The following is a 25284-nucleotide window of genomic DNA, read 5'->3' as shown; positions in this document are numbered from 1 at the left end:
CATCTTGGGCGAAGCCTTGCGCCAGCCAGAATACCCTGTCACGAACGATATCAAATCAACCCAGACGCTCGATAAGAAATTTCCAACTCTTGCAAGAAGACGATATACATTATACAATAACATATATTAATTTAGAACAACAGGAGATGCTGATGAGCGCCGTCAAGATCAACGAGCGTCTAACCGTAGCCGGCCAGCCGGAGATCGCCGATTTCCCTTCACTCTCCGCTCAAGGCTATAGAGGCATCATCAACGCTCGACCGGATGGAGAAGACGCCGGCCAGCCGGGCAACATGCGGGAAAAAAGCGCCGCCGGTACGGCAGGTCTGACTTACAGCTTCATTCCGGTGACCGGACCGGCCATAACCGAGGCCGATATTCGGGCCTTCCAGCAGGCGATGGCCGCGGCCGACGGCCCTGTTTTTGCCCATTGCAAAGGCGGTACCCGCGCGTTGACACTCTACGTGCTCGGCGAAGCGCTTGACGCGCGTATACAGCAAAGCGAAATCGAGGCTTTCGGCAGGACGCATGGTTTTGACCTGTCCGGCGCGGTTCGCTGGCTGGAGCGGCGGACTTTGGCGACGCCGCACGTCAAGGCATTCTTCGATCCACGTACATCCAGCCTGCAATACGTCGTCTCGGACCCCGCGACCGGACGCTGCGCCATTATCGACCCCGTCTATGATTTTGATGAGAAATCCGGCGCGACGGGCACGATGAATGCCGATGCCATTCTGGCCTATGTCGAAAGCGAGGGCCTTTCGGTAGAATGGATACTCGATACCCATCCGCATGCCGACCATTTTTCTGCCTCCCATTATCTGAAACAGAAAACCGGCGCGCAGACCGCCATCGGCGCAAAAGTTACCGGCGTGCAAAAGCTCTGGCAGGCGAAATACAATTGGCTCGACCTCGAGACCGATGGCTCGCAATGGGACCGGCTGTTTGAAGCGGGTGACAGGTTCAACATCGGTGCGCTGGAAGCCCACGTGCTGTTTTCCCCCGGCCACACGCTGGCTTCCACCACCTATGTGGTGGGCGACGCCGCCTTTGTGCATGATACGGTTTTCATGCCGGATTCCGGCACCGCGCGCGCCGATTTTCCAGGCGGCAGCGCCAGGGAGCTTTGGGCCTCCATTCAGGATATCCTTGCCCTTCCTGACGAAACACGGCTTTTTACCGGTCATGACTACCAACCCGGCGGTCGCGCGCCGAAATGGGAAAGCACGGTCGGAGAACAGAAACGCAACAATCCGCATCTGGCCGACATGACGGAAGAAGGCTTCATCCGTCTGCGCGAAGCTCGGGATCGCACCTTGCCGATGCCCAAGCTCATTCTGCACGCATTGCAGGTCAATATCCGAGGCGGCCGTCTGCCGGAACCGGAGGCCAACGGCAAACGCTACCTCAAATTCCCGCTCGATGGGCTGGAGGGCAGCACATGGTGAAGGACAATATATGGCAACAGGCTCCGCGCATCACCGAAATCCCCCTGCCCGCCATGGAAGAACGCGCCGTCGAAGTTGCGCTGCTTTTAAAGACACTCGCCCATCCCGCCCGGCTGATGCTGGCCTGCACGCTGGCGCAGGCAGAATTTTCCGTCGGCGAACTGGAGGCGAAGCTTGATATTCACCAGCCCACGCTTTCCCAGCAGCTTGGCGTGCTGCGGGAAGCGGGTGTTGTCGAAACCCGGCGCGAAGCCAAGCAGATTTTCTACCGGATGAGCGAGACGAAAGCGGCCCAGCTTATCGAAGCTCTTTACGCCATATTCTGTGCGCCGGAGGCGGCCGCGTGAGCCCCTATTGGCCCTCGCTTTTCGGCGGCATGCTTCTCGGTCTTGCAAGCATCCTTCTGTTTCTGTTCAACGGCCGCATCGCCGGCATCAGCGGTATCATGGGCAGGATGCTCAGCCGAGAGCGGCGTCTCGCCGATCTGGCGTTCGTGGCCGGCCTGCTGGCCGGGCCTTATCTTTACGCCGCCGCATTTGGCCGGCTTCCCGCAGTAACCATAGTCGCACCGTGGCCACTGATCATCATTGCCGGCCTGCTGGTGGGTTTCGGCACGCGCATGGGCTCCGGCTGCACCTCCGGCCACGGCATCATGGGGCTGGCGCGATTTTCCCGGCGCTCCATCGCCGCAACCGCAACCTTCCTGATGACCGGCATTCTTGCTGCAACAATAACGGGAGCCCTGTCATGAAAAATCAAGCCATGGCGCGTGTTGTGCTGGCATTGATCGCAGGAGCACTGTTCGGTTTCGGCCTGTCGCTCTCCGGCATGGTCGATCCGGCTCGCGTTTCAGGTTTTCTCGATGTGGCGAGCGACCATTGGGACCCGAGCCTGATGTTTGTTCTTGGCGGTGCAGTCTCGGTCGCCGTGCCGGGTGTTCTGCTCAGCCGTTTTATTGCCAGGCCGGTTCTTGCCGAAGAGTTCAGCCTTCCGGCAAAAACCCGCATCGACCGGCCCCTCATCCTTGGTTCAGCCATTTTCGGCATCGGTTGGGGGCTTGCCGGTTTCTGCCCCGGCCCGGCATTGTCGGCTTTCGCTCTCGGGCTTTTGCCGGTCATTCTTTTCGTCTGCGCCATGATTGCAGGCATGTTGGCGCATGATCGCCTCCTGGCAAAAGAGCCGTAGCTCAACCGGTCAACGTTCATACGACAAGCATGATAAAGATGGCCTGCGCGGGTGGCAAAGCACCCGCGCGAAGACCTTCGACTACAGGTCGATCAGGCTCTTGCCCGTCATTTCCGGGGGCAGCTGCACGTTCATCAGTTGCAGTAAGGTGGGCGCAACATCGGCAAGAATGCCGTCATGCAGCTTTGCACCCTGCGGGCCGCCAAACAGGATTACCGGCACCGGATTGGTGGTATGCGCCGTGTGCGGGCCGCCGGTCACAGGGTCGACCATGGTTTCGCAATTACCATGGTCGGCAATCACCAGCATCGCGCCGCCGACTTTTTCCAGAGCAGCAACGACCGCGGCAAGTCCGCGATCCACAGCTTCGCAGGCCTTGATCGCCGCTTGCAGATCACCTGTATGGCCGACCATGTCCGGATTGGCGAAATTGGTGACGATCAGATCATAACCCTTGCCGATCGCCTCAACGAATTTCTCCGTCACTTCCGGCGCACTCATTTCCGGCTGCAGATCATACGTCGCAACCTTGGGGGATTTCGGCATGAAGCGGTCTTCGCCCACCTCCGGCTCTTCCTTGCCGCCATTCAGGAAGAAGGTGACATGCGGATATTTTTCGGTTTCGGCGAGACGGAACTGCGTCAGCCCCTGTTTTGCCACCCATGCGCCCAGCGTATTGGCGATATCGCGCTTCGGATAGGCCGTCGTCATGAAAGCAGCGTGCCGGGTGGAATATTCCACCATGCCAAGCAATGCCGAAAGCACCGGCTTTTCACGCGCAAAACCATCAAAATCATCCGCACCGATGGCAAGCAGGATTTCACGGGCGCGGTCGGCGCGGAAATTCAGGCAGAACAACCCGTCGCCGGCCTTAAAACCCTCATAACCATCGATCACCGTCGGCAGGATGAATTCATCTGTCACATTGTTCTTGTAGCTCTGCGCGACCGCGCTCACCGCATCCGACGCATGTTCGCCCTTGCCGAGAACCATGGCGTCATAGGCCTTTTCAACGCGCTCCCAGCGGTTGTCGCGATCCATCGCATAATAACGGCCAATCACGGTGCCGATGCTGGTGCCTTGCGGCAGGCTCGCCACGAGCGCTGCCACAAAATCTTCTGCCGATTGCGGCGCAACATCGCGGCCATCGGTGATGGCATGCACGACGACCTTCACACCGTGGCTGATCATCAGCTTCACCGCCGCCTGGCCGTGGAGAATATGGCCATGGACGCCGCCATCGGAAACGACGCACATCAGATGCGCTACGCCGCCCGCGGTCTTTACCTTGGCGGCGAAATCAAGCATCGCCGCATTGCGGAAAAAGCTGCCATCTTCGATCGCCAGATCGATCTGTCCGAGATCCATGGCAACGATGCGGCCGGCACCGATATTGGTATGGCCGACTTCGGAATTGCCCATCTGCCCGGTGGGCAGGCCGACATTCGGGCCGAAAGTGGTCAGCGTCGCATTCGGGCAGGTGGCGAAAAGCCGGTCCATGGTGGGCGTGTTCGCCAGAACAGGCGCATTGCTGGATTTGTCCTCGCTTAAGCCCCAGCCATCGAGAATAGTCAGGACAACGGGTTTGGGAGTGCGCATGGGAGGACCTTCTTCTTCATTCGGTTGCCGGCGGACAGCGAAGCGCTGGGCACCGGAGCGCCCCCGTCCGCCACTATGATCATGATGAGAAAACACGGCTTCTCGTTCTTTCTCTTCTATACCCGAAGATCGCGAACGCAAGCCTATACCGACACCGAAACAGTTCCGTGAAGCCGGAGTGCTTCACGGAAAAAAAGCTTTCAGCCGTCGATAAAGATCAGAGCCGGCTTTTCCAACAGCGCTTTGATGGCCTGGATGAAGACGGCGGCATCCCAGCCGTCGACAACCCGGTGATCGAAGCTGGACGACAGGTTCATCATCTTGCGCGGCACGAAGCGCGTTCCATCCCAGACTGGCCGCATCATGATCTTGTTGACGCCGATGATCGCCACTTCAGGATGGTTGATGATGGGTGTCGAAACCACGCCGCCCAATGCCCCGAGCGAACTGATGGTGATGGTGGAGCCCATCAGTTCTTCCCGATGCGCCGTGCCGGTACGGGCAGCTTCGGCAACGCGTGCGACTTCGTCTGCACATTGCCAAAGGCCGAACGTTTCGCTGTGGCGCACCACGGGAACGGTGAGGCCGGACGGTGTCTGCGTGGCGATGCCGATATGGACGGCTTCGTAGTGGCGGACGACACCGTTCTCGTCATCGAAAGTGGCATTCATGCCGGGATGATCGGCCACTGCTTTCACCAGAGCGCACATCAGAAACGGCAGGATAGTCAATTTCGGCTGTCCGGAACGACGATTGCCGTTCATGGTCGCGCGCAAATCCTCCAGATCGGTCACGTCGACTTCCTCGACATAGGTGATGTGCGGAATACGGGAGGCGGAGAGCACCATCTTCTCGGCGATCTTGCGCCGCAGCCCCGTGACCTTCACTTCCTCGACGGCGCTGTCGTGGGGCGCTACGTATTCGGAGCGTTCCGGCCGTCCCCGCACGGTTAAGAACCCATCGAGATCGGCATGGGTGATATGCCCGTCCGGCCCAGTTCCCTTGACCTTTGTGAGATCAATATCGAGATCGTCGGCACGCTGGCGAACGGCGGGAGACGCCAGCGGTTTATGATGCGGCTCAGCTGGAAGTGGCGGCGGCGAGTCCTCGGCGGGACGCGCAGCCGGCTGGCTTTCAACGGGTGGCGGTGCTTCCGTCATATCCGCCGGCGCTTCCGCTTCCGGCGCGTTGCCCTCGGGAGCGGCAGCAGAGACATCGGTTTCGATGCGGACGAGCGGTGCTTTCACTGGCACGGTGTTTCCGACCGTCACGGCCAGCCAGGTGACGATGCCCGCCACCGGTGACGGAATTTCGACCGTCGCCTTGTCAGTCATTACGGCGGCCAGCACCATGTCCTCATGCACCGGATCGCCCGGTTTGACGTTCCATTCCACCAGTTCGGCTTCAGCAACGCCTTCGCCGACATCGGGCATCGTAATGATATATTCCGCCATAATCAGGCCTCCATGACTTCGACAAGTGCGCGTCCGACGCGGGCGGGTCCAGGAAAATAGTCCCATTCCTGCGCATGCGGGTAAGGCGTATCCCAACCGGCGACACGGACGACGGGGGCCTCGAGATGATAGAAACAATGTTCCTGCACCAGCGACACCACCTCTGCCCCGAAGCCGGAGGTCAGCGTCGCCTCATGCACCATGACGCAGCGGCCGGTCTTGGAGACGGATTTGACGATACTATCGAGATCAAGCGGCAGCAGGCTGCGCAGATCGATGATCTCGGCATCCACACCGGTTTCTTCCGCCGCCGCCAGCGCCACATGCACCATGGTGCCATAAGCGATGACGGTGACAGCGTTTCCGGGGCGGCGGATTTCGGCTTTGCCGATGGGGATGGTGTAGTGCCCTTCCGGCACCTCGCCCATATCGTGCTTGGACCACGGTGTTACCGGCCGGTCGTGATGACCGTCGAAGGGACCGTTATAGAGTCGCTTCGGCTCCAGAAACATCACGGGATCGGGGTCTTCGATCGAGGCGATCAACAGCCCCTTGGCATCATAAGGGTTGGAGGGAACAACCACCTTCAGCCCGCAGACATGGGTGAAAAGCGCTTCCGGGCTCTGGCTATGCGTCTGCCCGCCGAAAATACCGCCGCCAGTCGGCATTCTGAGCACGATCGGGCAGGTGAAATCGCCATTGGAGCGATAACGAATGCGCGCCGCCTCCTGGGTGATCTGATCATAGGCGGGATACATGTAATCGGCGAACTGGATTTCGACACAGGGCCGCAAGCCATAAGCGGCCATGCCGATGGCCGTGCCGACAATGCCGGATTCGCTGATTGGTGCGTCGAAACAGCGGGTTTTTCCGTATTTCCCCTGCAGTCCCTGCGTGGCGCGGAAGACGCCGCCGAAATAACCCACATCTTCGCCGAACACCACGACATCGTCGCTGCGCTCCATGGACACATCCATGGCGCTGCGGACGGCTTCAATCATCGTCATTCTTGCCATGTCTTACCATCCTGCCTTCTGGCGCTGGCGGGCGAGATGCGGCGGCATCTCCTCGTAAACGCCTTCGAAAATATCCTTTTTCGGCGGTTTTTTGCCTTCATGCAGCGTGCCGTGGCTTTCCGCCTCGCGCTGCGCTTCAAGCACTTCGTCGGCGATTTCCGCCTCCGCCTGCCGGTGCCGCTCTTCCGACCAAACACCGCGCAGGGTGAGATGTTTCTTGAGCCGAAGAACCGGGTCGCCCAGCGGCCAGGCTTCGGATTCGGTCTTGGGGCGATAGGCGCTTGGATCATCCGAGGTGGAATGGGCACCGACGCGATAGGTCACATATTCGATCAGCGTCGGGCCGAGATTGCGGCGCGCCCGCTCCACGGCCCAGCGCGCCACGGCATAAACGGCGAGATAATCATTGCCATCGACCCGGAGTGCGGGAATGCCGAAGCCCAGCCCGCGCGCCGCAAATGTGCCGGAACCACCGCGCGCGATGCCCTGAAAGGTGGAAATGGCCCATTGATTGTTGACGATATTGAGGATGACCGGGGCCTTGTAGGTGGAGGCGAAGACCAGCGCGGAATGAAAATCCGACTCTGCCGTCGAACCGTCGCCAATCCAGGCGGCCGCAATCTTCGTATCGCCCTTGATGGCCGAGGCCATCGCCCAGCCGACCGCCTGGACATATTGTGTGGCAAGATTGCCGGAGACGGTGAAGAAGCCATGCTCCTTCGAAGAATAGAGAACCGGCAATTGCCGCCCGTGCAGCGGGTCAAGCTCGTTGGAATAGATCTGGTTCATCATTGTGACGAGCGGATAGTCGTCGGCGATCAACAGCCCCGCCTGCCGGTAGGTCGGGAAATTCATGTCGCCCTTGGAAAGCGCCTTGCGGAAGGCGCAACTGACCGCCTCCTCCCCCAGATGCTGCATGTAAAACGAGGTTTTGCCCTGCCGCTGCGCCATCAGCATGCGGGCATCGAAAGCTCGAAGCCGCATCATGTTTTTGAGGCCGACCAGCAATTCCTCGTCCGAAAGCAGCCCTGCCCACGGCCCGACAGCCTCGCCCTGATGGTTGAGAACGCGGATGATCGAATAAGCGAGATCGCGCATGCTTTCCGGCGCTGCATCCACATCCGGGCGCGGCACGGAGCCGGCCTTGGGTATCTTCACATTGGAGAAATCCGGCTCCCCGCCGGGCCGCACCGCAGGCTCTGGAACATGCAGGCTGAGATGTGGCGTTTCGGTTATATCCATTCTACTCCTCCCATCACGGTCTCCTCCAGACCGCGAAACAATCCTCACAGGTTCCGAGCGATCACCATGCGCTGGACATCGCTTGTCCCCTCGTAAATCTGGCAAATGCGCACATCGCGATAAATCCGCTCCACCGGATAATCCGCCATGTAACCGTAGCCGCCGTGAATCTGGATGGCGTCCGAGCAGACGCGTTCGGCCATTTCGGACGCGAAGAGCTTGGCCATCGAGGCCTCCGAAAGACAGGGCTCACCCGCTTCCTTCAACGCCGCCGCATGCAGCACCAGCTGCCGCGCCGCCGTAATGCGCGTCGCCATATCCGCGAGGCGAAACGCCACCGCCTGATGTTCGATGATCGCCTGTCCGAAAGCCTTGCGCTCGCGGGCATAATCCCGCGCCGCCTCGAAGGCGGCCTGCGCCATGCCGACCGCCTGCGCAGCGATACCGATGCGGCCGCCTTCCAGATTGGCAAGCGCGATCCGATATCCCTGCCCTTCTTCGCCCAGCCGCAACTCGGCCGGAACCACCATGTCGGTAAAGGCAATCTGGCAGGTATCCGAAGAATGAAGGCCGAGCTTCTCCTCGACCCTGATCACCTCGTAACCCGGCGTATCGGTCGGCACGATGAAGGCGCTGATGCCCTTTTTGCCCGCCGCCACATCTGTGACGGCAAAAACGATGACGACATCGCCATTCTTGCCTGACGTGATGAACTGCTTCGCGCCGTCGAGAATATAGCGGTCGCCGTCTCGCCGCGCCCGGGTCTTCAGATTGGAGGCATCGGAGCCTGCCTGCGGTTCGGTGAGCGCAAAACCGCCGATCCATTCGCCGGAAGCCAGTTTCGGCAGGAAACGCTGTTTCTGGTCTTCCGTGCCGAATTTCAGGATCGGCACGCAGCCGACCGAATTATGGACGCTCATGATGGTGGAACAGGCGCCATCACCGGCGGCGATCTCCTCCAGCGCCAGCGCATAGGCCACGGCACCGGTTTCCGACCCACCATAGTCTTCTGAGACCAGCATTCCAAGGAAACCGAGGTCTCCCATCTCTTTCAGCTCGTCTTTCGGGAACCGGCTTTCCCGGTCACGCGCGGCGGCGCCAGGGGCGAGCCGCTCGCGGGCGAAATCGCGGGCCATGTCCCTGATCTGCTGCTGGGCGTCATTCAGGATCATCGCCGCCTCCCTTAATGCCGCTCAATGCCGAGCGCAGTTGCTTCACCACCGCCGATACAGACTGCGGCCACGCCGCGCTTCAACCCGTGACGCTGCAGGGCGGCCAGCAGGGTGACAACGATCCTCGCGCCGGAAGCGCCGATCGGATGGCCGAGCGCGCAGGCCCCTCCATGCACATTCACCTTCTCATGCGGCAGATCGAGATCGCGCATCGCCGCCATCGCCACCACGGCAAAGGCCTCGTTGATTTCGAACAGATCGACATCCTTCGCCGTCCAGCCGGTTTTATCGAACAGCGTTTTCATCGCGCCGATGGGAGCTGTTGGATATCCGGCAGGGGCATCCGCATGGGAGGCCTGACCGATAATGGTCGCCAGCGGCGAAAGGCCCCGCCTTTCCGCTTCGGAGCGACGCATGAGAACGAGAGCGGCCGCACCATCGGAAATAGAACTGGAATTGGCCGCCGTCACCGTTCCGCCATCGCGAAAGGCGGGCTTCAGCTGCGGAATTTTTTCCGGCCTTGCCTTGCCCGGTTGCTCGTCAACAATAACATCACCGACAGGCGCTATTTCCGCCTCGAACGCTCCCTCCGCGATGGCACGACGCGCCCGTTCCAGCGAGGCGAGCGCATAATCATCCTGCATGGCGCGGGTAAATTGGTAAGCTTCAGCGCAATCTTCCGCAAAAGTGCCCATCAGCCGACCCTTGTCATAGGCGTCTTCGAGACCGTCGAGAAACATATGGTCGATGACCTTGCCGTGGCCGAGACGATAACCATTTCGGGCACGATCCAGCAGATAGGGCGCATTGCTCATGCTTTCCATGCCGCCCGCAAGCACGATGGAAGAGCTTCCCGCCGCGATCTGGTCATGGCCCAGCATGATCGCCTTCATGCCCGAGCCGCACATCTTGTTGATGGTCGTTGCGCCAATCGAATTGGGAATGCCGGCGGCAATGGCTGCCTGTCTGGCGGGCGCCTGCCCCTGCCCGGCCGTAAGCACACAGCCCATCAATACATCGTCAATATCAGAAACCGAAACAGCAGCCCGTTCGACGGCCGCACGGATCGCCGCGGCCCCAAGATCGGGTGCCGCCACCGATTTGAATTCGCCCTGGAACCCACCCATAGCAGTACGGGCGGCCCCGACGATCACGACAGGGTCATGCACAGCCAAATTCACCTCCCTTGGGCATTCTCTCGCTTGAGAAAACGACCGTCATCGCGATCTCCTCCAGACCTCGACAAAAGCATCGGACCGAAAAGTGTGCCGCGGTTTTCGGATAATCCGATACCAAGCAAAAACCTAGAGCGGTCCATCGCTCTAGGTGAACGCTATCACCAACTCGAATTCATTTCAAAGCTATTTTGATTGACAGTTTTTTGATTGACGATATCTTTGATCCAACAATTAGTCATATCATAGAGCAAATGATCCATGATTGAGCTCGACAGTTTCGACCGCAAGATTCTGCATGTGCTCGGCGATGACGGGCGGGTGAGCTGGCGCGATCTGGCAGCCCGCATCGGCCTCTCCTTCACGCCAACGCTGCGCCGCGTGCGCAAGCTGGAAGAGGAAGGCATCATTCGTGGCTATACCGCCGTGTTCGATGAGAACCGGCTGCTCGGTAATATGGGCGTCTTCATCTCCGTCACGCTGGAACGGCAGATCAAGGAAGCGCTGACGACCTTCGAACACCATGTCGCCTCCATTCCCGAGGTCGTGGGCGGTTACCAGACCAGCGGCAGTTCCGATTATCTGATCCACGCTATGGTGCGGGACCTGCCGCATTATCAGGAGCTACTGGATTTCCTGACCACGGTTCCCGGCGTGTCGCGCATCCAGTCCAATTTCGCCATCAAGACATTCGTGCGCCGTTCCGCCGCCTTCACCGGAGGTGACGCGCAGTAAAAATGAGGGTTGCCGGCGCGGAGGAGGTGCCGGCAACTGACAAAAGGGACGGCAAACACCGTCCGGAGGAGGAGACGCGATGAGTTTGAACCTCGCCGCCATTTTCGATGCCGATCTCGGCCCGGAAATCGCAGCATTGCGTGACAGCGCAAGTGCATTCGCAGACGATAAAATCGCCCCGCTGGCGGCAGAAATAGACCGCGACGACCGTTTTCCACGCAAGCTCTGGCCAGAGATGGGTGAGCTCGGTCTGCACGGCATCACCGTTTCGGAAGAATTCGGCGGTGCCGACATGGGTTATCTCGCCCATTGCGTGGCGATGGAGGAAATAAGCCGGGCTTCGGCTTCCATCGGCCTTTCCTATGGCGCTCATTCCAACCTCTGCATCAACCAGATCCACCGCTGGGGAACGCAAGAGCAAAAGCACAGATATCTGCCGAAGCTGGTCTCGGGCGAACATGTCGGTTCACTCGCCATGAGCGAGACGGAAGCCGGCTCGGATGTCGTGTCGATGCGGCTGAAGGCGGAACGCAGAGACGATCGCTATGTGCTGAACGGCGCAAAAATGTGGATTACCAATGGTCACGAGGCCGATACGCTGGTGGTTTACGCCAAGACGGATATGTCCGCCGGCCCGCGCGGCATCACGGCCTTCCTGATCGAAAAGGGATTCAAGGGGTTTCGCCCGGCCCAGAAACTCGACAAACTCGGCATGCGCGGCTCACCCACATCAGAACTGGTGTTCGAGGATTGCGAGGTGCCGGAAGAAAACATTCTCGGCCGCCTCAATGACGGCGTGACGGTGCTGATGAGCGGGCTGGATTACGAGCGGGCCGTGCTGGCCGCCGGTCCGGTCGGCATCATGCAGGCGGCCATCGACCTAGTGCTGCCCTATGCCCGCGAGCGCAAACAATTCGGCAAACCCATCGGCGAATTCCAGCTGGTGCAGGGCAAGATCGCCGATATCTACTCGTCCATGAATGCGTCGCGTGCCTATGTCTACGCCGTGGCCCGTGCCTGCGACAATGGCCGCATCACAAGGCAGGACGCGGCCGGCGCTATCCTCTTTGCCGCCGAGCGGGCGACACAGGTGGCGCTGGATGCGATCCAGCTTCTCGGCGGTTCCGGCTATGTCAATGAAAGTCCGGCCGGACGGCTGCTGCGCGACGCCAAGCTTTACGAGATCGGTGCCGGCACCAGCGAAATCCGCCGGATGCTGATCGGCCGCGAACTGGTTAAGGGCAACGGGTGAGAACGCGATGAAGCTTACTTCCAACCTGAACCGCGATCCCGCCTTTGCCGCCAATGTAGAGTTCATGTCGGGTCTCGTAGGCGACCTGCGACAGCACGTCGAAAAAATCTCGAAAGGCGCCGGCGAAAAGGCCCGCGAACGGCATCTTTCCCGCGGCAAATTGCTGGCGCGAGACCGCATCGAAGCGCTTCTCGATCCCGGCAGTCCATTCCTCGAATTTTCGCAATTTGCAGCTTACGAGGTCTATGACGAACCCGTTCCCGCCGCCGGCATCATCACCGGTATCGGCCGGGTCTCAGGTCGCGAATGTGTGATCGTCGCCAATGACGCGACGGTAAAAGGCGGCACCTATTATCCGCTGACAGTGAAAAAACATCTGCGCGCGCAGGAAATCGCCACGGAGAACCGCCTGCCCTGCATTTACCTCGTGGATTCCGGCGGCGCGAACCTGCCCAATCAGGACGAGGTGTTTCCCGACCGCGACCATTTCGGCCGTATCTTCTACAATCAGGCCAATATGTCGGCGCAGGGCATTGCCCAGATTGCCGTGGTGATGGGCAGCTGCACGGCGGGTGGGGCCTATGTGCCAGCCATGAGCGACCAGTCCGTGATCGTCAAAAATCAGGGCACGATCTTTCTCGGCGGCCCGCCGCTGGTGAAGGCGGCAACCGGCGAGGTGGTGAGCGCGGAGGACCTCGGCGGCGCGGATGTGCATTCCCGGCAATCCGGCGTTACCGATCATTACGCCCATGACGATCGCCATGCGCTGGCGCTCACCCGGCGGATCGTCTCCACCCTCAATCGCCGCAAACAGGTAGAATTGGACATGCGCGAACCGGCGGAGCCGCTTTATCCAACCGAAGAACTTTACGGCATCGTTCCCGCCGATACGCGAAAACCCTTTGAGGTGCGCGAGATCATCGCCCGTCTGGTGGATGGTTCTGAATTCGATGAGTTCAAGGCGCTTTACGGCACGACGCTGGTGTGCGGTTTCGCCCATATCCATGGCTATCCCGTCGGCATCATCGCTAATAACGGCATATTGTTTTCGGAATCTGCGCTGAAGGGCGCGCATTTCATCGAACTCTGCTGCCAGCGTGGCATCCCGCTGGTTTTCCTGCAGAACATCACCGGCTTCATGGTCGGCAAGGCCTATGAGGCGGGCGGTATCGCCAAGGATGGTGCCAAGCTCGTGACAGCCGTCGCCTCCGCCAAGGTGCCAAAATTCACCGTCATCATCGGCGGATCCTTCGGGGCCGGCAATTATGGCATGTGCGGGCGGGCCTATTCACCACGCTTTCTGTGGATGTGGCCGAATGCGCGTATTTCGGTGATGGGCGGCGAACAGGCGGCTTCCGTGCTGGCGCAAATCCGGCGCGACGGCATCGAGGCCGATGGCCGCCACTGGTCGAAGGAAGGCGAAGAGGCGTTCAAGCAGCCGATCCGGGAAAAATACGAACGGGAAGGCCATCCCTATTATGCCAGTGCAAGGCTGTGGGACGACGGCATCATCGATCCGAAGGATACCCGCCTCGTACTTGGCCTCGGACTGTCGGCCGCGCTTAACGCACCGATAGAACCCACCCGTTTTGGCATATTCAGGATGTGAGGCGACGATGTTCTCGAAAATACTGATCGCCAACAGGGGCGAAATCGCCTGCCGCATCATCCGCACCGCCGCCAGGATGGGCATCCGCACCGTCGCGGTCTATTCGGATGCCGACCGAAACGCCATGCATGTGGCGCTTGCCGACGAAGCCGTCGCCATCGGCCCCGCACCGGCGCGCGCCTCCTATCTCGATGCGGAAAAAATCATCGCAGCCGCAAAAGCAACCGGTGCGGAAGCGATCCATCCGGGTTACGGCTTTCTGTCCGAAAATGCCGCCTTCGCCGAAGCCTGCGCCGCCGCTGACCTCATTTTCATCGGCCCGCCGCCGCAAGCAATCCGCGCCATGGGCGGCAAGAGCGAAGCGAAGGCGCTGATGGCGAAAGCCGGCGTTCCCATTGTTCCCGGCTATCACGGCGATGAGCAGGCCGAGAAACGGCTGGCGAGCGAGGCGGATAAGATCGGTTATCCGGTGTTGCTCAAGGCCTCTGCCGGCGGCGGCGGCAAGGGCATGCGCGTGGTTAGGCAAAAGCTCGACTTCGCAGCCGAGCTTGCCGGTGCCAAACGCGAAGCGCTGGCCGCCTTCGGCAATGACCGCATGCTGATCGAAAAATACCTGGAGCGTCCACGCCATGTGGAAGTGCAGGTCTTCGCCGATGGCCATGGCAATTGTGTTTCGCTTTTCGAGCGCGATTGCTCGATCCAACGTCGGCACCAGAAGGTCATAGAGGAAGCCCCTGCCCCCGGCCTGCCCGACGAGCTGCGCCAACGCATGTATGATGCGGCAACCGCTGCCGCCCGCGCCATAGACTATCGCGGTGCGGGAACCGTGGAGTTTTTGCTCGACCCTTCCGGCGAGTTCTATTTCATGGAAATGAACACCAGGCTTCAGGTCGAACATCCGGTCACGGAGTATATTACCGGCCTCGATCTGGTCGAATGGCAGATCCGCGTCGCGAACGGCGAGGCCCTGCCGGAAGGCTGGGCCGATCTCCGTATCAACGGCCATGCCATCGAGGCGCGGATTTATGCCGAAGACCCGGCAAATGATTTCCTGCCGTCGATCGGCACGGTCAGCCGTCTGATCTTTCCTGATGACGGCCCGCACCTCCGGATCGACAGCGGCATCCGCGCCGGCGATGCCATCACCGTGCATTATGATCCGATGATCGCCAAACTGATCGTCTGGGATCACGACCGAGCCGCCGCCGTGCGGCGGCTGCGGCTAGCGCTGGAAAAACTGGCGATCTGCGGCGTCACCAGCAATGTTGCGTTTCTGGCGCGGCTTGCAGGGCTCGAGGCTTTTGCCACCGCCGATCTCGATACCGGCTTCATCCCCCGCAACGAGGCAGCGCTTTTCGCCCCCGCAGTCACCGGCGAGAGCGAAATCGCCATAGCTGCGCTCGGCCTCCTTCTGTCACGACAGAAAGCGGCCGGGACCAGTTCCCCATCATCGGCCGATCCCCATAGCCCATGGAACAACACCAACGCTTTCCGCCTGAATGCACCGACGCGGGAAACCCTGAATTTCACTCTCGACCACCAGCCGCTCGCGGTTGCCGTTACGCATGAGGACGGGTTTTCGCTGGAAATCGGCGGAGGGATGATCCGTGTCAGTGGTAATCTCGCAGAGAATGGCAAGCTGCGTGCGGTCATGGATGGAAGGCAGAGGCAGGGCTATTTCTTCGCCGAGGACAGCAGCCATACGCTTTTTCTGGACGGCGAGCATTATCGCATCAGCCAGCCAGACCCCGTCGATATCGCGGATGCCACCACCCATACCGGCGGTCTGGAAGCACCCATGCCGGGCGTTATCCGCGCCGTACTCAGCCAGAAAGGTACGCTCGTTGAAGCCGGCGAGGCGCTGGTGGTGATGGAGGCGATGAAAATGGAACACACGATCCGTGCCCCGACAAAAGGCACCGTTACCGCTATCAATTGCGCAGAAGGCGATATGGTGGCGGCCGGTGCGGTGCTGGTGGATTTCGAGCCGGAGGGCACCTGACATGGGTTTTCCGCAAGCGGCAAAGATTGTCGAAGTCGGCGCGCGTGACGGTCTTCAAAATGAAAGTGCGGAGGTTTCCACCGCCATCAAGATCGAACTCATCGAGCGGCTGGCCGCAGCCGGGTTGGCAGCCATCGAGGCGGGAGCCTTCGTTTCACCCAAAAAAGTGCCGCAAATGGCAGGTTCGAAAGAGGTGTTTCAGGGCCTTAGACGGCGACCCGGCACGGCCTATCCGGCGCTTGTTCCCAATATGAAAGGTTTCGAGGCGGCCATCGAAGCCGGTGTGACGGAAATCGCCGTTTTCGTTTCCGCATCAGAAGGCTTCAGCCAGCACAATATCGGCTGCTCGCGCGCTGAAAGCCTTAAGCGGCTGCACGATGTCGCGCAGGCGGCCGCCGACCGAAATATCCACATGCGAGGTTACGTCTCCTGCATTGCCGGCTGCCCCTATGACGGAGCGGTTGCGCCCGATGAGGTCGCCGCGATGGCCGAGGCGCTTGTCGCGCTTGGCTGCCATGAGATTTCGCTCGGCGATACGATCGGCATCGGCACGGCCAGCCGGATTCGCAATGTCATCGAGCGGGTGTCGACCCGTATCCCGCGCGAAAAAATCGCCATGCATTTCCATGACACCTATGGGCAGGGCGTCGCCAATGTGCTGGCCTCGCTGGAGGAAAGCATAGCCGTTTTCGACAGTTCCGTTGCCGGGCTGGGCGGCTGCCCCTTTGCGCCGGGGGCGAGCGGCAATGTCGCCACCGAAGATGTCGTTTATCTGCTGCAGGGGCTTGGCATCGAAACCGGTATCGACCTGATGGCCGTGGCGAAGATCGGAGACCGGATCAGCCGGTATCTCGGCAGGCCGAACGCGGCACGCGCCGGAAAAGCGCTGCTTGCCGCAAAACAGGAGGGTGACCTGCATGGCGGATGAGTTGTTGCGTGAGAGACGCAAGGATGTTCTGTGGCTGACGCTCAACCGGCCCGAGGTGCACAATGCCCTCAACGCCGCCATGACGGATGCGCTTGCCGATGCCATCCGCGCGGCATCCGGTGACCGTGGTCTGCGCGCCGTGGTCATAACGGCAGCGGGAGACCGCAGTTTCTGTTCGGGGGCCGATCTCAAGGAGAGCGCCGGCAGCGTGTTCCTCTCACGGGATGGAACAAACCCCATTGCCGACGTGATGCGCGCCATTGAAACCTGCGACAAGATCGTCATCGCCCGCATCAACGGCCGGGTCTTGGCCGGTGGGCTTGGCGTCGTTACCGCCTGCGATCTTGCCTATGCCGCCGATCACGCCGAATTTGGTCTGCCGGAAGTGCGGGTCGGGCTTTTCCCGGCCATGGTGGCGGCGAAGCTTCTGGCGAAAATACCCTTGGGCAGGCTTCAGGAAATGGCTTATCTCGGCCAACCAGTCAGCGCCCCGGAGGCAACAGGTCTCGGCCTTGTCAATCGCACCGCGCCTGCGGCGGAACTCGATGGCTTGATCGAGGATGTTCTTGCGAAGCTGCGACAGAATGCGCCGGGCGCCATCGCAGCCGGAAAGGCAGCCTTGCTGGCGATGGGCGACATGTCATCCGATGAACGGCTTGCCTTTGCCGAAGGCGCCATCGCCGCCATCAGCAGCAGCGATGAAGCGCGCGAAGGGCGGCAGGCTTTTGCAGAAAAGCGGCCTCCTATATGGACCGGCAGGTCCTGAACCGCAGCACTTTCACCGCAGTCGTCGTCTCTTGAGACGTTAATCGATATAATGCCCGCAGCCGCGTTGACCCCGTTCGGCAAATCGCGTTTTATCCAGCACCTTTCGCCGGAGGGTGATCGGGCAGCCGGAGGAGACCCCATGCGCCTTGTAAAAACCGTCGCCGAATTGCGGGATGCGATTTCCGCCTTTCGCCGCGAAGGCAAGAGTGTCGGCTTCGTGCCGACCATGGGTTTTCTCCATATCGGCCACCTCACACTCGTTGCCCAAGCCAAGGCAGAAAACGACGTGACGGTGGTTTCCATCTTCGTCAATCCGCTGCAATTCGGCGCGAATGAGGATCTGGCGCGTTACCCGCGTGACCTCGCCCGCGACAGCGCGCTGCTGGAAGAGGCGGGCGTCGATATTCTTTTCGCGCCTGATGTAACCGAGATGTATCCGCGCCCGATGTCGACCATCGTGGATGTGCCGGAACTGGGCAGCCAGCTGGAAGGTGCGGTGCGGCCGGGGCATTTTGCCGGCGTGACCACCGTCGTGACCAAGCTTTTTAATCTCGTCCAGCCGGATGCCGCCTATTTCGGCGAGAAGGACTATCAGCAGGTGACGCTGATCCGCCGCATGGTGGAAGACCTTGCCCAGCCGGTGCGGGTCGTTCCCGTCGCCACGATGCGCGAGGCAGATGGGCTGGCCTGTTCTTCCCGCAACGTCTATCTAAGCCCTGAGCAACGCGCCGCCGCCGTGATCGTGCCGCGAGCGCTTGAGGAAGCCAACCGGCTTTATGACCAAGGCCTCGACGATCCGGCCACCTTCGAAGCGGCAATAGAAAAGTTCATCGCCTCTGAGCCGCTGGCTTCGCCGGAGGTCGTTGCGGTGCGCGATCCCGATACGCTGGCACCGGTTGCCTCCGTGCAGGCAGGCCCCGTGCTGGTGGCGCTGTTCGTTCGCTTCGGCAGCACGCGGCTCCTCGATAACCGCGTCATCGGCCGCGACAGAACTGAAAAAAGAGAGGCTGCCCAATGAGCACCCATGGAAAACTGAAGCGGCTGACGACAGCCTCTATCCGGCAGATGAAAGGTGAGGCGCGCATCGTCTGCCTCACCGCCTATACGACGCCGATCGCCCGCCTGCTCGATCCGCATTGCGATCTGCTGCTGGTGGGAGATTCCCTCGGCATGGTGCTTTACGGCATGGACACGACGGTTGGCGTCACACTGGATATGATGATCGCCCACGGCAGCGCCGTCATGCGCGGCGTCGAGCATGCCTGCGTCATCGTCGATCTTCCCTTCGGCACCTATCAGGAATCCAAGGAACAGGCCTTTCGCAACGCGGTGCGGGTGATGCAGGAAACCGGCTGCGACGGCGTGAAGCTGGAAGGCGGCGAAGAAATGGCCGAAACCATCGCCTTTCTGGTAGCGCGCGGCATTCCCGTGTTCGGCCATGTCGGGCTGATGCCGCAACTGGTCCACACCGCCGGCGGCTTCCGCTCGCTCGGACATTCGGAGGCGGAAAAGCAGAAAATCTGGCGCGATGCAATTGCGGTCGATCAGGCCGGCGCCTTTGCCATTGTCGTGGAGGGCACAGTTGAGCCGCTTGCCCGCGAGCTTACCGAGAAACTTTCCGTCCCCACCATCGGCATCGGCGCATCGCCGGCCTGCGACGGGCAGGTGCTCGTCTCCGACGACATGCTCGGCCTGTTTTCCGATTTCAAACCGAAATTCGTCAAGCGCTTCGCCGACCTTGGTGCGGCGGTTTCGGATGCGGCAAGGGACTATGCCGATGAGGTTCGCTCCGGCGCGTTTCCGGGGCCGGAGCATACTTTTCAGGTTCGCAAGCAGCCGCGTTCGGGGGAGTAAGGAAGCCCGACAGGATGAGGTTATTCCCCGTCATGCCGGACTAGATCCGGCATCCCGGCCACGGCGCGTCTGCCCCGTGAGAAACAAGTCTTTCGCGATAAAAGACTTGATCGCACTGGATACCGGCTCAAGGTCGGTATGACGGATGCGAGAACCCTAGACGATCCCGCCGCTACCGCCAACGGAAGCAGGCCGTTCCGCCGCAACGAGGCTGCGATAACCACTCGCACGGTAGGTCGCGATTGGATCGATCGCACCGCCAGCCAATTGCCGGGCCTGCGCAAGGATCGGTTCTACATCAGTGCGATAAGCCCGTTTCAGCATATCGGAAGCCATCAGCGCATCATTATCCTGCTGGTAGCCGTCAAGAGCGGCGCGATCCACCAGCAGAGCCTGCGCATAGGCCCGGCGGATTTCATTGGCGCTGGAGATCAGGCTTTCGATCGGGTCCGTCACATTATGCGACTGGTCGATCATGTGGGCCGGATGGAAACCCTTTACGCCGCGATATTCCGCATCCACCAGCTCGTTGAAAACGAGGAACAGGCGGTATGGCTCTATCGAACCGGCATCCAGATCGTCATCGCCATATTTGCTGTCGTTGAAGTGGAAGCCGCCGAGTTTGCCGAACTGGATAAGCCGGGCGACGATCATCTCGATATTGGTATTGGGCGCATGGTGGCCGAGATCGACGAGGCAGAAGGCCTTTTCGCCGAGCGTATTGGCGATGAGGTAATTGGTGCCCCAATCCTGCACGACGGTCGAATAAAACGCCGGCTCATACATCTTGTGTTCGGAAAAGATGCGCCAGTCATCCGGCAGCGCCTTGTAGATATCGGCCATGCCGGCAAGATAACGCTCGAAACTTCTGGTGAAATTGCTCTGGCCGGGGAAGTTCGAACCATCGCCCACCCACACCGTCAGCGCCTTGGAGCCGATGGCGTTTCCGATTTCGATACATTCGATGTTGTGCTCCACGGCCTGACGGCGCGTGGCGGCGTCAGTGTGGCTGAGCGAGCCGTATTTGTAGGAATGGCTCTGGCCCGGCGCATCCGAAAACGTGTTGGAATTCATGGCGTCGAAGCCGAGACCCAGCGCATCGGCATGGGCCTTCAACCGCTTCGGATCTTCCTTGTCCCACGGGATATGCAGGGAGACATTCGGTGTGGCGCGCGTCAGCTGGTTGATGACGGCGCAATCATCGAGCTTGTCGAAAATGCCGCGTGGCTCTCCCGTGCCGGGAAAACGGGCAAAACGGGTACCGCCGGTGCCCACGCCCCAGGAAGGCACGGCGACGAAAAATTCCGCAACTTTCGCGGTGACAGCATCGATATCGATGTTGCGACGCGCAAGCTGGTTGCCGAGCGCGTCGTAGTCTTCCTTATGCGCGGCTGCGCGCTTGCCATTTTCAACCGCGATCAAATTGGCGGTGATTTTCGTCTCGGTCATTTTTTCCTCCCCGGAAATCAATCCGTACATGCTAGTTGATCACGCTCAATCCGTCATACCGGCCCTGAGCCGGTATCCAGCCAGCCCAAATCCTTGGGCTGAAAAGACCCTTCTCGCCGCGCAAACGCGCGTCGGCTGTATTCCGGCTCAAGGCCGGAATGACGAAAGTAAGAACGCGCCAAACGCCTTATCGCGTAAAACTCTGCGCATTACCGGCATCGACATTGATGATGTTGCCGGTCGACTTGGCCGAAGCATCGGATGCCAGGAAGTAGATCGCCTCTGCGATATCTTCCGGCAACACGTTGAGCTTCAGCAGCGAGCGCTTGCGATAATGTTCCTCCAGATCGGTTACTTCGATCTTGGAAGAAGCAGCACGCTGCTCGCGCCACTCGCCGTTCCAGATCTTCGAACCGCGCAGTACCGCATCGGGATTGACGGTGTTGACACGAATGCCGGCTTCCGCCCCTTCAAGAGCAAGGCAACGGGCGAGATGGATTTCCGCCGCCTTCGCGGTGCAATAGGCCGAAGCGTTAGGCGAGGATGCAAGACCGTTCTTGGAAGCGACGAACACGACGTTGCCGCCGAGATTTTGCCGTCGCAGCAGCCGGAATGCTTCGCGCGAAACAAGGAAATAACCGGTGGCGAGAATGTCGATATTCTTGTTCCACATGGCAAGTGTCGTCTCTTCCACTGGCGCGGAGGAAGCGATGCCGGCGTTGGAAACGAGAATATCCACGCCGCCGAATTCCACACTCGCTTGTGCGAAAGCGGAAATGACGGCGTCTTCCTGCGTCACATCCAGCTTGACGCTGCGCACCGCGTCAGTGCTGTAGCGCTTGGCGAAATCGCCCTTTGCGGCTTCCAGCGCCGCCTCGTCAATATCGGCGAGCACAACGCAGGCGCCCTCGGCCACCAGCCGTTCCGCCGTTGCCCGGCCGATGCCGCCAGCGCCGCCGGTGACGAAGGCCACGCGGCCGGCAAGGCTTTTCGGCTTCGGCATGCGCTGCAGCTTTGCCTCTTCCAGCAGCCAATATTCAATATCGAAGGCTTCCTGCTCGGGAAGACCCTGATATTCGGACACGGTGGAAGCGCCGCGCATGACATTGATGGCGTTGACATAAAACTCACCGGCGATACGCGCCGTCGCCTTGTCCTTGGCAAAGGACAACATGCCCACACCGGGGATCAGGAAGATCACCGGGTTCGGATCGCGCATCTTGGGCGAATTGTCGTGGCGGCAGGCTTCGTAATAGCGGCTGTAATCGGCCCGGTAAGCCTCGAGCGCCTTGTCCAGACCGGCCATCAGCGTATCCACATCGGGATTTGCCGTATCGAGGTCGAGGATCAATGGGCGGATTTTGGTGCGCAGGAAATGATCCGGGCAGGACGTGCCGAGATTACCGAGCGGCTTCAGGTCATTCGAATTGACGAATTCGAGAACCGCATCCTGATCGTCGAAATGACCGAGCTTGCGCTCCTCACGACCGATGCGGCCACGGATTTCCGGCATCAGCCGGGCAGCGATGGCGCGACGCTCAGCCTCTGGCAGGCTTTTGGCCACGGCACCACCGAAGATCGTCTTGCCTTCGGTCTCTCCTGCAAACCATTCGATCGCCTTGTTGATGATGGCGAGCGTCAGTTCGTAACATGCCTTGGCGTCGTTATCCCAGGTGAACAGGCCGTGGCTTTCCAGCACCACGCCCTTGGCCTTCGGATTGGCCTTGACGAAAGCTTCGAGATCAAGACCGAGCTGGAAACCGGGACGACGCCAGGGCAGCCAGCCGATTTCATCGCCAAAGATCTGCTGCGTCAGTTCTTTCGAATTCTTCGACGCTGCAATCGCGATGATCGCGTCCGGATGCATATGATCGACGTGATCATAAGGCACGAAACCATGCAGCGGCGTATCGATGGAGGCGGCGCGCGGATTGAGGTTGAAGGTGCAATGCGGCAGGAAACCGACCATGCGGTCCTCGTCCGCAACACCCTTGTAGATGCCCTTCAGCGCTTCCAGCTTGTCGAGATAGAGTGTCGAAAAGCCATCGATCTTGATGGTGCCGACGTCGCCACCGGAGCCTTTGACCCACATGACGCGGACCTTCTCGCCAGTCAGCGGATCGGTTTCCAGCACTTTTGCGGAGGTGTTTCCGCCGCCGTAATTGGTGATGCGCTTGTCAGCACCCAGCAGATTGGAACGATAAAGCAGCTTGCCGGGCTCATCGAGCGTCCTGGCGTAAGCGTCGTCCCAACGGCTTTCGAGAAGGCGGGATGTTCCCGTCATGTCTTCCTCCCATATCGGTCTGCATTGGCGGCACCGGCATCGGCCCGCATCCATTGATCGCAGGTATCGCGCATGCAAAAGCACAATGTCAATCAAAAACGATCATAAATTTTCATGTTGCAGCGCGATATTGATTAATTTGATCGTTCTTGATTGACAACGTAAAGAGATTGCGAATAATCACAATCAGGAGGACCCCATGCACGAACGCGAACGCCATCGCATCATCTTGAGCGCCACGCAGGAAAAAGCTGTCGTGACGGTGCAGGATATTGCTGAACTGACGGATGCGTCGGAAGCGACGATCCGCAGGGATATCGCGTCTTTGCATGTTCAGGGCAAGTTGCGGCGTGTGCGCGGCGGGGCGGAGGCGGTGCATCCGCCGCAGCTCGGCAATCTGGCCGCCCGTCCCTTCCGTGTGTCCGAATCAGTCAATATCGACAAGAAACGCGCAATTGCGCGCAAAGCGGTCGATCTCTGCCATGAGGGTGACGCGATCATCCTGAATGGCGGCACGACGACATTCCAGATGGTGCATTACATGGCCGCGCGCAGGCTACAGGTGATGACCAATTCCTTTGCGATTGCCGAGCATCTGGTCAAACATTCCAAATGCAGCGTCAGCGTGCCGGGCGGCGCGATCTATCGCGACCAGAGCCTCATCCTGTCGCCTTTCGAAAACGATGCGATCCGCAATTTTTATGCGCGACGGATTTTTCTCGGCGCGCAGGGCGTGGGCGCTCTCGGCATCATGGAATCCGACGCGCTGGTCATCCAGAGCGAGCAGAAGCTGATGCGGCAGGCAGAAGAACTGATCGTGATGGTCGATTCCTCGAAATTCAGAAAACGGTCCAGCCTCATTCTTTGCCCGCTCGAAAACGTCTCGACCATCATCACCGATGACGGGATTTCGGATGAAGCGGCGAGGATGGTGGAAGATGCCGGTGTCGAACTGCTGATCGCCGGTGCCGTGGCGGCGGATAAAACAGCCGGTCCGCCGGATGAGGAGAATTCTTCTTCGGTCGCTTGAGGAGCGCCGATCAAGGAAAAACAAGGTTCAAAACGGGAGGAAAAGGGACATGAAACTTACACGCAGAACATTGACGAGCGTTTTGGCGCTGAGCGCAGCACTCTCTGTCGCCGGCTTTGGCGGCATTGCTCAGGCAGCCGACGTGAAGATCGCGCTGGTGGTCAAGTCGCTCGGCAACGGCTTCTTCGAAGCCGCCAACAAGGGCGCGCAGGAGGCCGCAAAGGACCTCGGCGGTGTCGAGATCATCTATACCGGTCCGACCAGCACCACGGCGGAAGGCCAGATCGAAGTCATCAATTCGCTGATCGCGCAGGGTGTGGATGCCATCGCCATTTCCGCCAACGACCCCGACGCGGTTGTTCCAGCACTGAAAAAGGCGGCGCAGCGCGGCATCAAGGTCATTTCCTGGGATTCCGGCGTAGCGCCTGAAGGCCGCATTCTCCAGCTCAACCCCTCGTCCAACGCGCTGATCGGCAAGATGTGCCTGCAGCTCGCCGCATCGCATCTGGAAGGCGGCAAGGGCGATTTCGCCATCCTTTCGGCCACCACCACCTCCACGAACCAGAATATCTGGATCGATGAGATGAAGAAGCAGCTGAAGGACTTCCCCGGCCTCAACCTCGTCACGACAGTTTACGGTGACGACCTGGCCGACAAGAGCTACCGCGAAGCGCAGGGCCTGCTCTCCTCGCAGCCGAATGTGAAGGTCATCGTCGCACCGACGACGGTTGGCGTTCTCGCCGCCTCGCAGGCCGTGAAGGATGCCGGCAAGATCGGTCAGGTCTTCGTGACCGGCCTTGGCCTGCCATCCGAAATGGCCGGCGCCATCAAATCAGGCGCGACCAAGGAATTCGCCATCTGGAACCCCATCGACCTCGGTTATTCCGCCACCCAGATTGCCTATCGCCTTGTGAAGGGTGAAGCAGACGGCAAGCCGGGCTCGGAAATCGAAGCCGGCCGCATGGGCAAGATCAAGGTCGGAGAAAACAGCGAAGCGGCGATGGCTGATCCGTTCATCTATGACGCGAAGAATATCGATCAGTTTTCGAAGATTTTTTGATCTGAGAAGTTGCTGACGGCGG

Annotated in this window: 22 protein-coding genes; 14 read left to right on the top strand and 8 right to left on the bottom strand. The window is 60.1% G+C overall.

The genetic code is table 11. The features are described 5' to 3' along the window. Nucleotides 1-152 precede the first annotated feature (152 nt). From blh to DXT96_RS10545, 4 genes are read left to right on the top strand one after another with little or no spacing between them, the layout of a single operon-like run. Entirely contained in the window at nucleotides 153-1448 is a 1296-nt protein-coding gene (blh, locus tag DXT96_RS10560) for a bifunctional sulfur transferase/dioxygenase Blh (RefSeq protein WP_153514599.1), read from the top strand. Beyond that, entirely contained in the window at nucleotides 1442-1795 is a 354-nt protein-coding gene (bigR, locus tag DXT96_RS10555; protein WP_153514597.1) for a sulfite-sensing transcriptional repressor BigR, read from the top strand. The genes blh and bigR overlap by 7 nt, the downstream gene beginning before the upstream one ends. Further along, a complete protein-coding gene (locus DXT96_RS10550) occupies nucleotides 1792-2199 on the top strand; it encodes a YeeE/YedE family protein (RefSeq protein WP_371418832.1) in 408 nt (135 codons plus the stop codon). Before bigR ends, DXT96_RS10550 begins: the two co-directional genes overlap by 4 nt. Continuing rightward, on the top strand, nucleotides 2196-2633 hold the full coding sequence (locus DXT96_RS10545) for a YeeE/YedE family protein (RefSeq protein WP_153514595.1): 438 nt from the start codon (nucleotides 2196-2198) through the stop codon (nucleotides 2631-2633). The genes DXT96_RS10550 and DXT96_RS10545 overlap by 4 nt, the downstream gene beginning before the upstream one ends. Nucleotides 2634-2714: 81 nt before the next feature. Here the strand turns inward: DXT96_RS10545 and gpmI are convergent, their stop codons facing one another. The 6 genes from gpmI to DXT96_RS10510 form a co-directional block, all read right to left on the bottom strand. Next, on the bottom strand, nucleotides 2715-4232 hold the full coding sequence (gpmI, locus tag DXT96_RS10540; protein ID WP_153514593.1) for a 2,3-bisphosphoglycerate-independent phosphoglycerate mutase: 1518 nt from the start codon (nucleotides 4230-4232) through the stop codon (nucleotides 2715-2717). A 200-nt stretch (nucleotides 4233-4432) separates the two neighbouring features. Continuing rightward, nucleotides 4433-5686: a dihydrolipoamide acetyltransferase family protein gene (locus tag DXT96_RS10530; RefSeq protein WP_153514592.1), complete on the bottom strand. Its 1254-nt coding sequence runs from the start codon at nucleotides 5684-5686 to the stop codon at nucleotides 4433-4435. A 2-nt stretch (nucleotides 5687-5688) separates the two neighbouring features. Further along, nucleotides 5689-6702, bottom strand: coding sequence for an alpha-ketoacid dehydrogenase subunit beta (locus DXT96_RS10525; protein WP_153514590.1), 1014 nt, complete (start codon nucleotides 6700-6702; stop codon nucleotides 5689-5691). Between the two features lie 3 nt (nucleotides 6703-6705). Next, nucleotides 6706-7944 carry a 3-methyl-2-oxobutanoate dehydrogenase (2-methylpropanoyl-transferring) subunit alpha gene (locus tag DXT96_RS10520; RefSeq protein ID WP_149899334.1) on the bottom strand — a complete coding sequence of 413 codons (1239 nt, stop codon included), beginning with the start codon at nucleotides 7942-7944 and terminating at the stop codon, nucleotides 6706-6708. A 44-nt stretch (nucleotides 7945-7988) separates the two neighbouring features. After that, the gene (locus DXT96_RS10515) at nucleotides 7989-9116 is read right to left on the bottom strand and encodes an acyl-CoA dehydrogenase family protein (protein WP_153514588.1); all 1128 of its coding nucleotides are present in this window, start codon (nucleotides 9114-9116) and stop codon (nucleotides 7989-7991) included. Between the two features lie 11 nt (nucleotides 9117-9127). Then, a complete protein-coding gene (locus tag DXT96_RS10510) occupies nucleotides 9128-10291 on the bottom strand; it encodes an acetyl-CoA C-acyltransferase (protein ID WP_153514587.1) in 1164 nt (387 codons plus the stop codon). A gap of 261 nt (nucleotides 10292-10552) precedes the next feature. On the opposite strand from DXT96_RS10510, the gene DXT96_RS10505 reads away from it, so the two are divergent. From DXT96_RS10505 to panB, 8 genes are all read left to right on the top strand, one after another. Then, the gene (locus tag DXT96_RS10505; RefSeq protein ID WP_153514585.1) at nucleotides 10553-11026 is read left to right on the top strand and encodes an Lrp/AsnC family transcriptional regulator; all 474 of its coding nucleotides are present in this window, start codon (nucleotides 10553-10555) and stop codon (nucleotides 11024-11026) included. Between the two features lie 79 nt (nucleotides 11027-11105). Further along, nucleotides 11106-12278 carry an isovaleryl-CoA dehydrogenase gene (locus DXT96_RS10500; protein ID WP_153514583.1) on the top strand — a complete coding sequence of 391 codons (1173 nt, stop codon included), beginning with the start codon at nucleotides 11106-11108 and terminating at the stop codon, nucleotides 12276-12278. Between the two features lie 7 nt (nucleotides 12279-12285). Beyond that, the gene (locus DXT96_RS10495) at nucleotides 12286-13887 is read left to right on the top strand and encodes a carboxyl transferase domain-containing protein (RefSeq protein WP_153514581.1); all 1602 of its coding nucleotides are present in this window, start codon (nucleotides 12286-12288) and stop codon (nucleotides 13885-13887) included. 7 nt (nucleotides 13888-13894) lie between these two features. Beyond that, complete coding sequence (locus tag DXT96_RS10490) at nucleotides 13895-15889, top strand: acetyl/propionyl/methylcrotonyl-CoA carboxylase subunit alpha (protein WP_153514580.1); 1995 nt, start codon at nucleotides 13895-13897, stop codon at nucleotides 15887-15889. A gap of 1 nt (nucleotide 15890) precedes the next feature. Next, a complete protein-coding gene (locus tag DXT96_RS10485) occupies nucleotides 15891-16817 on the top strand; it encodes a hydroxymethylglutaryl-CoA lyase (RefSeq protein WP_153514578.1) in 927 nt (308 codons plus the stop codon). After that, nucleotides 16807-17583: an enoyl-CoA hydratase-related protein gene (locus DXT96_RS10480; RefSeq protein ID WP_153514576.1), complete on the top strand. Its 777-nt coding sequence runs from the start codon at nucleotides 16807-16809 to the stop codon at nucleotides 17581-17583. Before DXT96_RS10485 ends, DXT96_RS10480 begins: the two co-directional genes overlap by 11 nt. A gap of 141 nt (nucleotides 17584-17724) precedes the next feature. Then, nucleotides 17725-18603 (top strand): pantoate--beta-alanine ligase, encoded by an 879-nt coding sequence (panC, locus tag DXT96_RS10475; protein WP_153514574.1) that lies wholly within the window; start codon nucleotides 17725-17727, stop codon nucleotides 18601-18603. Further along, nucleotides 18600-19439 (top strand): 3-methyl-2-oxobutanoate hydroxymethyltransferase, encoded by an 840-nt coding sequence (gene panB, locus DXT96_RS10470; protein ID WP_153514572.1) that lies wholly within the window; start codon nucleotides 18600-18602, stop codon nucleotides 19437-19439. The genes panC and panB overlap by 4 nt, the downstream gene beginning before the upstream one ends. Before the next feature lie 156 nt (nucleotides 19440-19595). Here the strand turns inward: panB and rhaI are convergent, their stop codons facing one another. Next, on the bottom strand, nucleotides 19596-20888 hold the full coding sequence (gene rhaI, locus DXT96_RS10465) for an L-rhamnose catabolism isomerase (RefSeq protein ID WP_153514570.1): 1293 nt from the start codon (nucleotides 20886-20888) through the stop codon (nucleotides 19596-19598). A 187-nt stretch (nucleotides 20889-21075) separates the two neighbouring features. Beyond that, nucleotides 21076-23172, bottom strand: a complete 2097-nt coding sequence (locus DXT96_RS10460) for a bifunctional rhamnulose-1-phosphate aldolase/short-chain dehydrogenase (RefSeq protein WP_153514568.1) — start codon at nucleotides 23170-23172, stop codon at nucleotides 21076-21078. Between the two features lie 199 nt (nucleotides 23173-23371). On the opposite strand from DXT96_RS10460, the gene DXT96_RS10455 reads away from it, so the two are divergent. Both DXT96_RS10455 and rhaS read left to right on the top strand, forming a co-directional pair. After that, complete coding sequence (locus DXT96_RS10455; RefSeq protein ID WP_153514567.1) at nucleotides 23372-24202, top strand: DeoR/GlpR family DNA-binding transcription regulator; 831 nt, start codon at nucleotides 23372-23374, stop codon at nucleotides 24200-24202. 49 nt (nucleotides 24203-24251) lie between these two features. Then, on the top strand, nucleotides 24252-25262 hold the full coding sequence (gene rhaS / locus DXT96_RS10450) for a rhamnose ABC transporter substrate-binding protein (protein ID WP_149899347.1): 1011 nt from the start codon (nucleotides 24252-24254) through the stop codon (nucleotides 25260-25262). Nucleotides 25263-25284 lie beyond the last annotated feature (22 nt).

Source organism: Agrobacterium sp. ICMP 6402 (genome assembly GCF_009498615.1).
GTDB lineage: Bacteria > Pseudomonadota > Alphaproteobacteria > Rhizobiales > Rhizobiaceae > Agrobacterium > Agrobacterium burrii.
This window is presented reverse-complemented; position numbering and strand designations above follow the sequence as displayed.

Coding starts and splice junctions, on each gene's coding strand:
- blh (WP_153514599.1), top strand. CDS start 153: ATGAGCGCCGTCAAGATCAACGAGCGTCTAACCGTAGCCGGCCAGCCG.
- bigR (WP_153514597.1), top strand. CDS start 1,442: ATGGTGAAGGACAATATATGGCAACAGGCTCCGCGCATCACCGAAATC.
- DXT96_RS10545 (WP_153514595.1), top strand. CDS start 2,196: ATGAAAAATCAAGCCATGGCGCGTGTTGTGCTGGCATTGATCGCAGGA.
- gpmI (WP_153514593.1), bottom strand. CDS start 4,232: ATGCGCACTCCCAAACCCGTTGTCCTGACTATTCTCGATGGCTGGGGC.
- DXT96_RS10530 (WP_153514592.1), bottom strand. CDS start 5,686: ATGGCGGAATATATCATTACGATGCCCGATGTCGGCGAAGGCGTTGCT.
- DXT96_RS10525 (WP_153514590.1), bottom strand. CDS start 6,702: ATGGCAAGAATGACGATGATTGAAGCCGTCCGCAGCGCCATGGATGTG.
- DXT96_RS10520 (WP_149899334.1), bottom strand. CDS start 7,944: ATGGATATAACCGAAACGCCACATCTCAGCCTGCATGTTCCAGAGCCT.
- DXT96_RS10515 (WP_153514588.1), bottom strand. CDS start 9,116: ATGATCCTGAATGACGCCCAGCAGCAGATCAGGGACATGGCCCGCGAT.
- DXT96_RS10505 (WP_153514585.1), top strand. CDS start 10,553: ATGATTGAGCTCGACAGTTTCGACCGCAAGATTCTGCATGTGCTCGGC.
- DXT96_RS10500 (WP_153514583.1), top strand. CDS start 11,106: ATGAGTTTGAACCTCGCCGCCATTTTCGATGCCGATCTCGGCCCGGAA.
- DXT96_RS10495 (WP_153514581.1), top strand. CDS start 12,286: ATGAAGCTTACTTCCAACCTGAACCGCGATCCCGCCTTTGCCGCCAAT.
- DXT96_RS10490 (WP_153514580.1), top strand. CDS start 13,895: ATGTTCTCGAAAATACTGATCGCCAACAGGGGCGAAATCGCCTGCCGC.
- DXT96_RS10485 (WP_153514578.1), top strand. CDS start 15,891: ATGGGTTTTCCGCAAGCGGCAAAGATTGTCGAAGTCGGCGCGCGTGAC.
- DXT96_RS10480 (WP_153514576.1), top strand. CDS start 16,807: ATGGCGGATGAGTTGTTGCGTGAGAGACGCAAGGATGTTCTGTGGCTG.
- panC (WP_153514574.1), top strand. CDS start 17,725: ATGCGCCTTGTAAAAACCGTCGCCGAATTGCGGGATGCGATTTCCGCC.
- panB (WP_153514572.1), top strand. CDS start 18,600: ATGAGCACCCATGGAAAACTGAAGCGGCTGACGACAGCCTCTATCCGG.
- rhaI (WP_153514570.1), bottom strand. CDS start 20,888: ATGACCGAGACGAAAATCACCGCCAATTTGATCGCGGTTGAAAATGGC.
- DXT96_RS10460 (WP_153514568.1), bottom strand. CDS start 23,172: ATGACGGGAACATCCCGCCTTCTCGAAAGCCGTTGGGACGACGCTTAC.
- DXT96_RS10455 (WP_153514567.1), top strand. CDS start 23,372: ATGCACGAACGCGAACGCCATCGCATCATCTTGAGCGCCACGCAGGAA.
- rhaS (WP_149899347.1), top strand. CDS start 24,252: ATGAAACTTACACGCAGAACATTGACGAGCGTTTTGGCGCTGAGCGCA.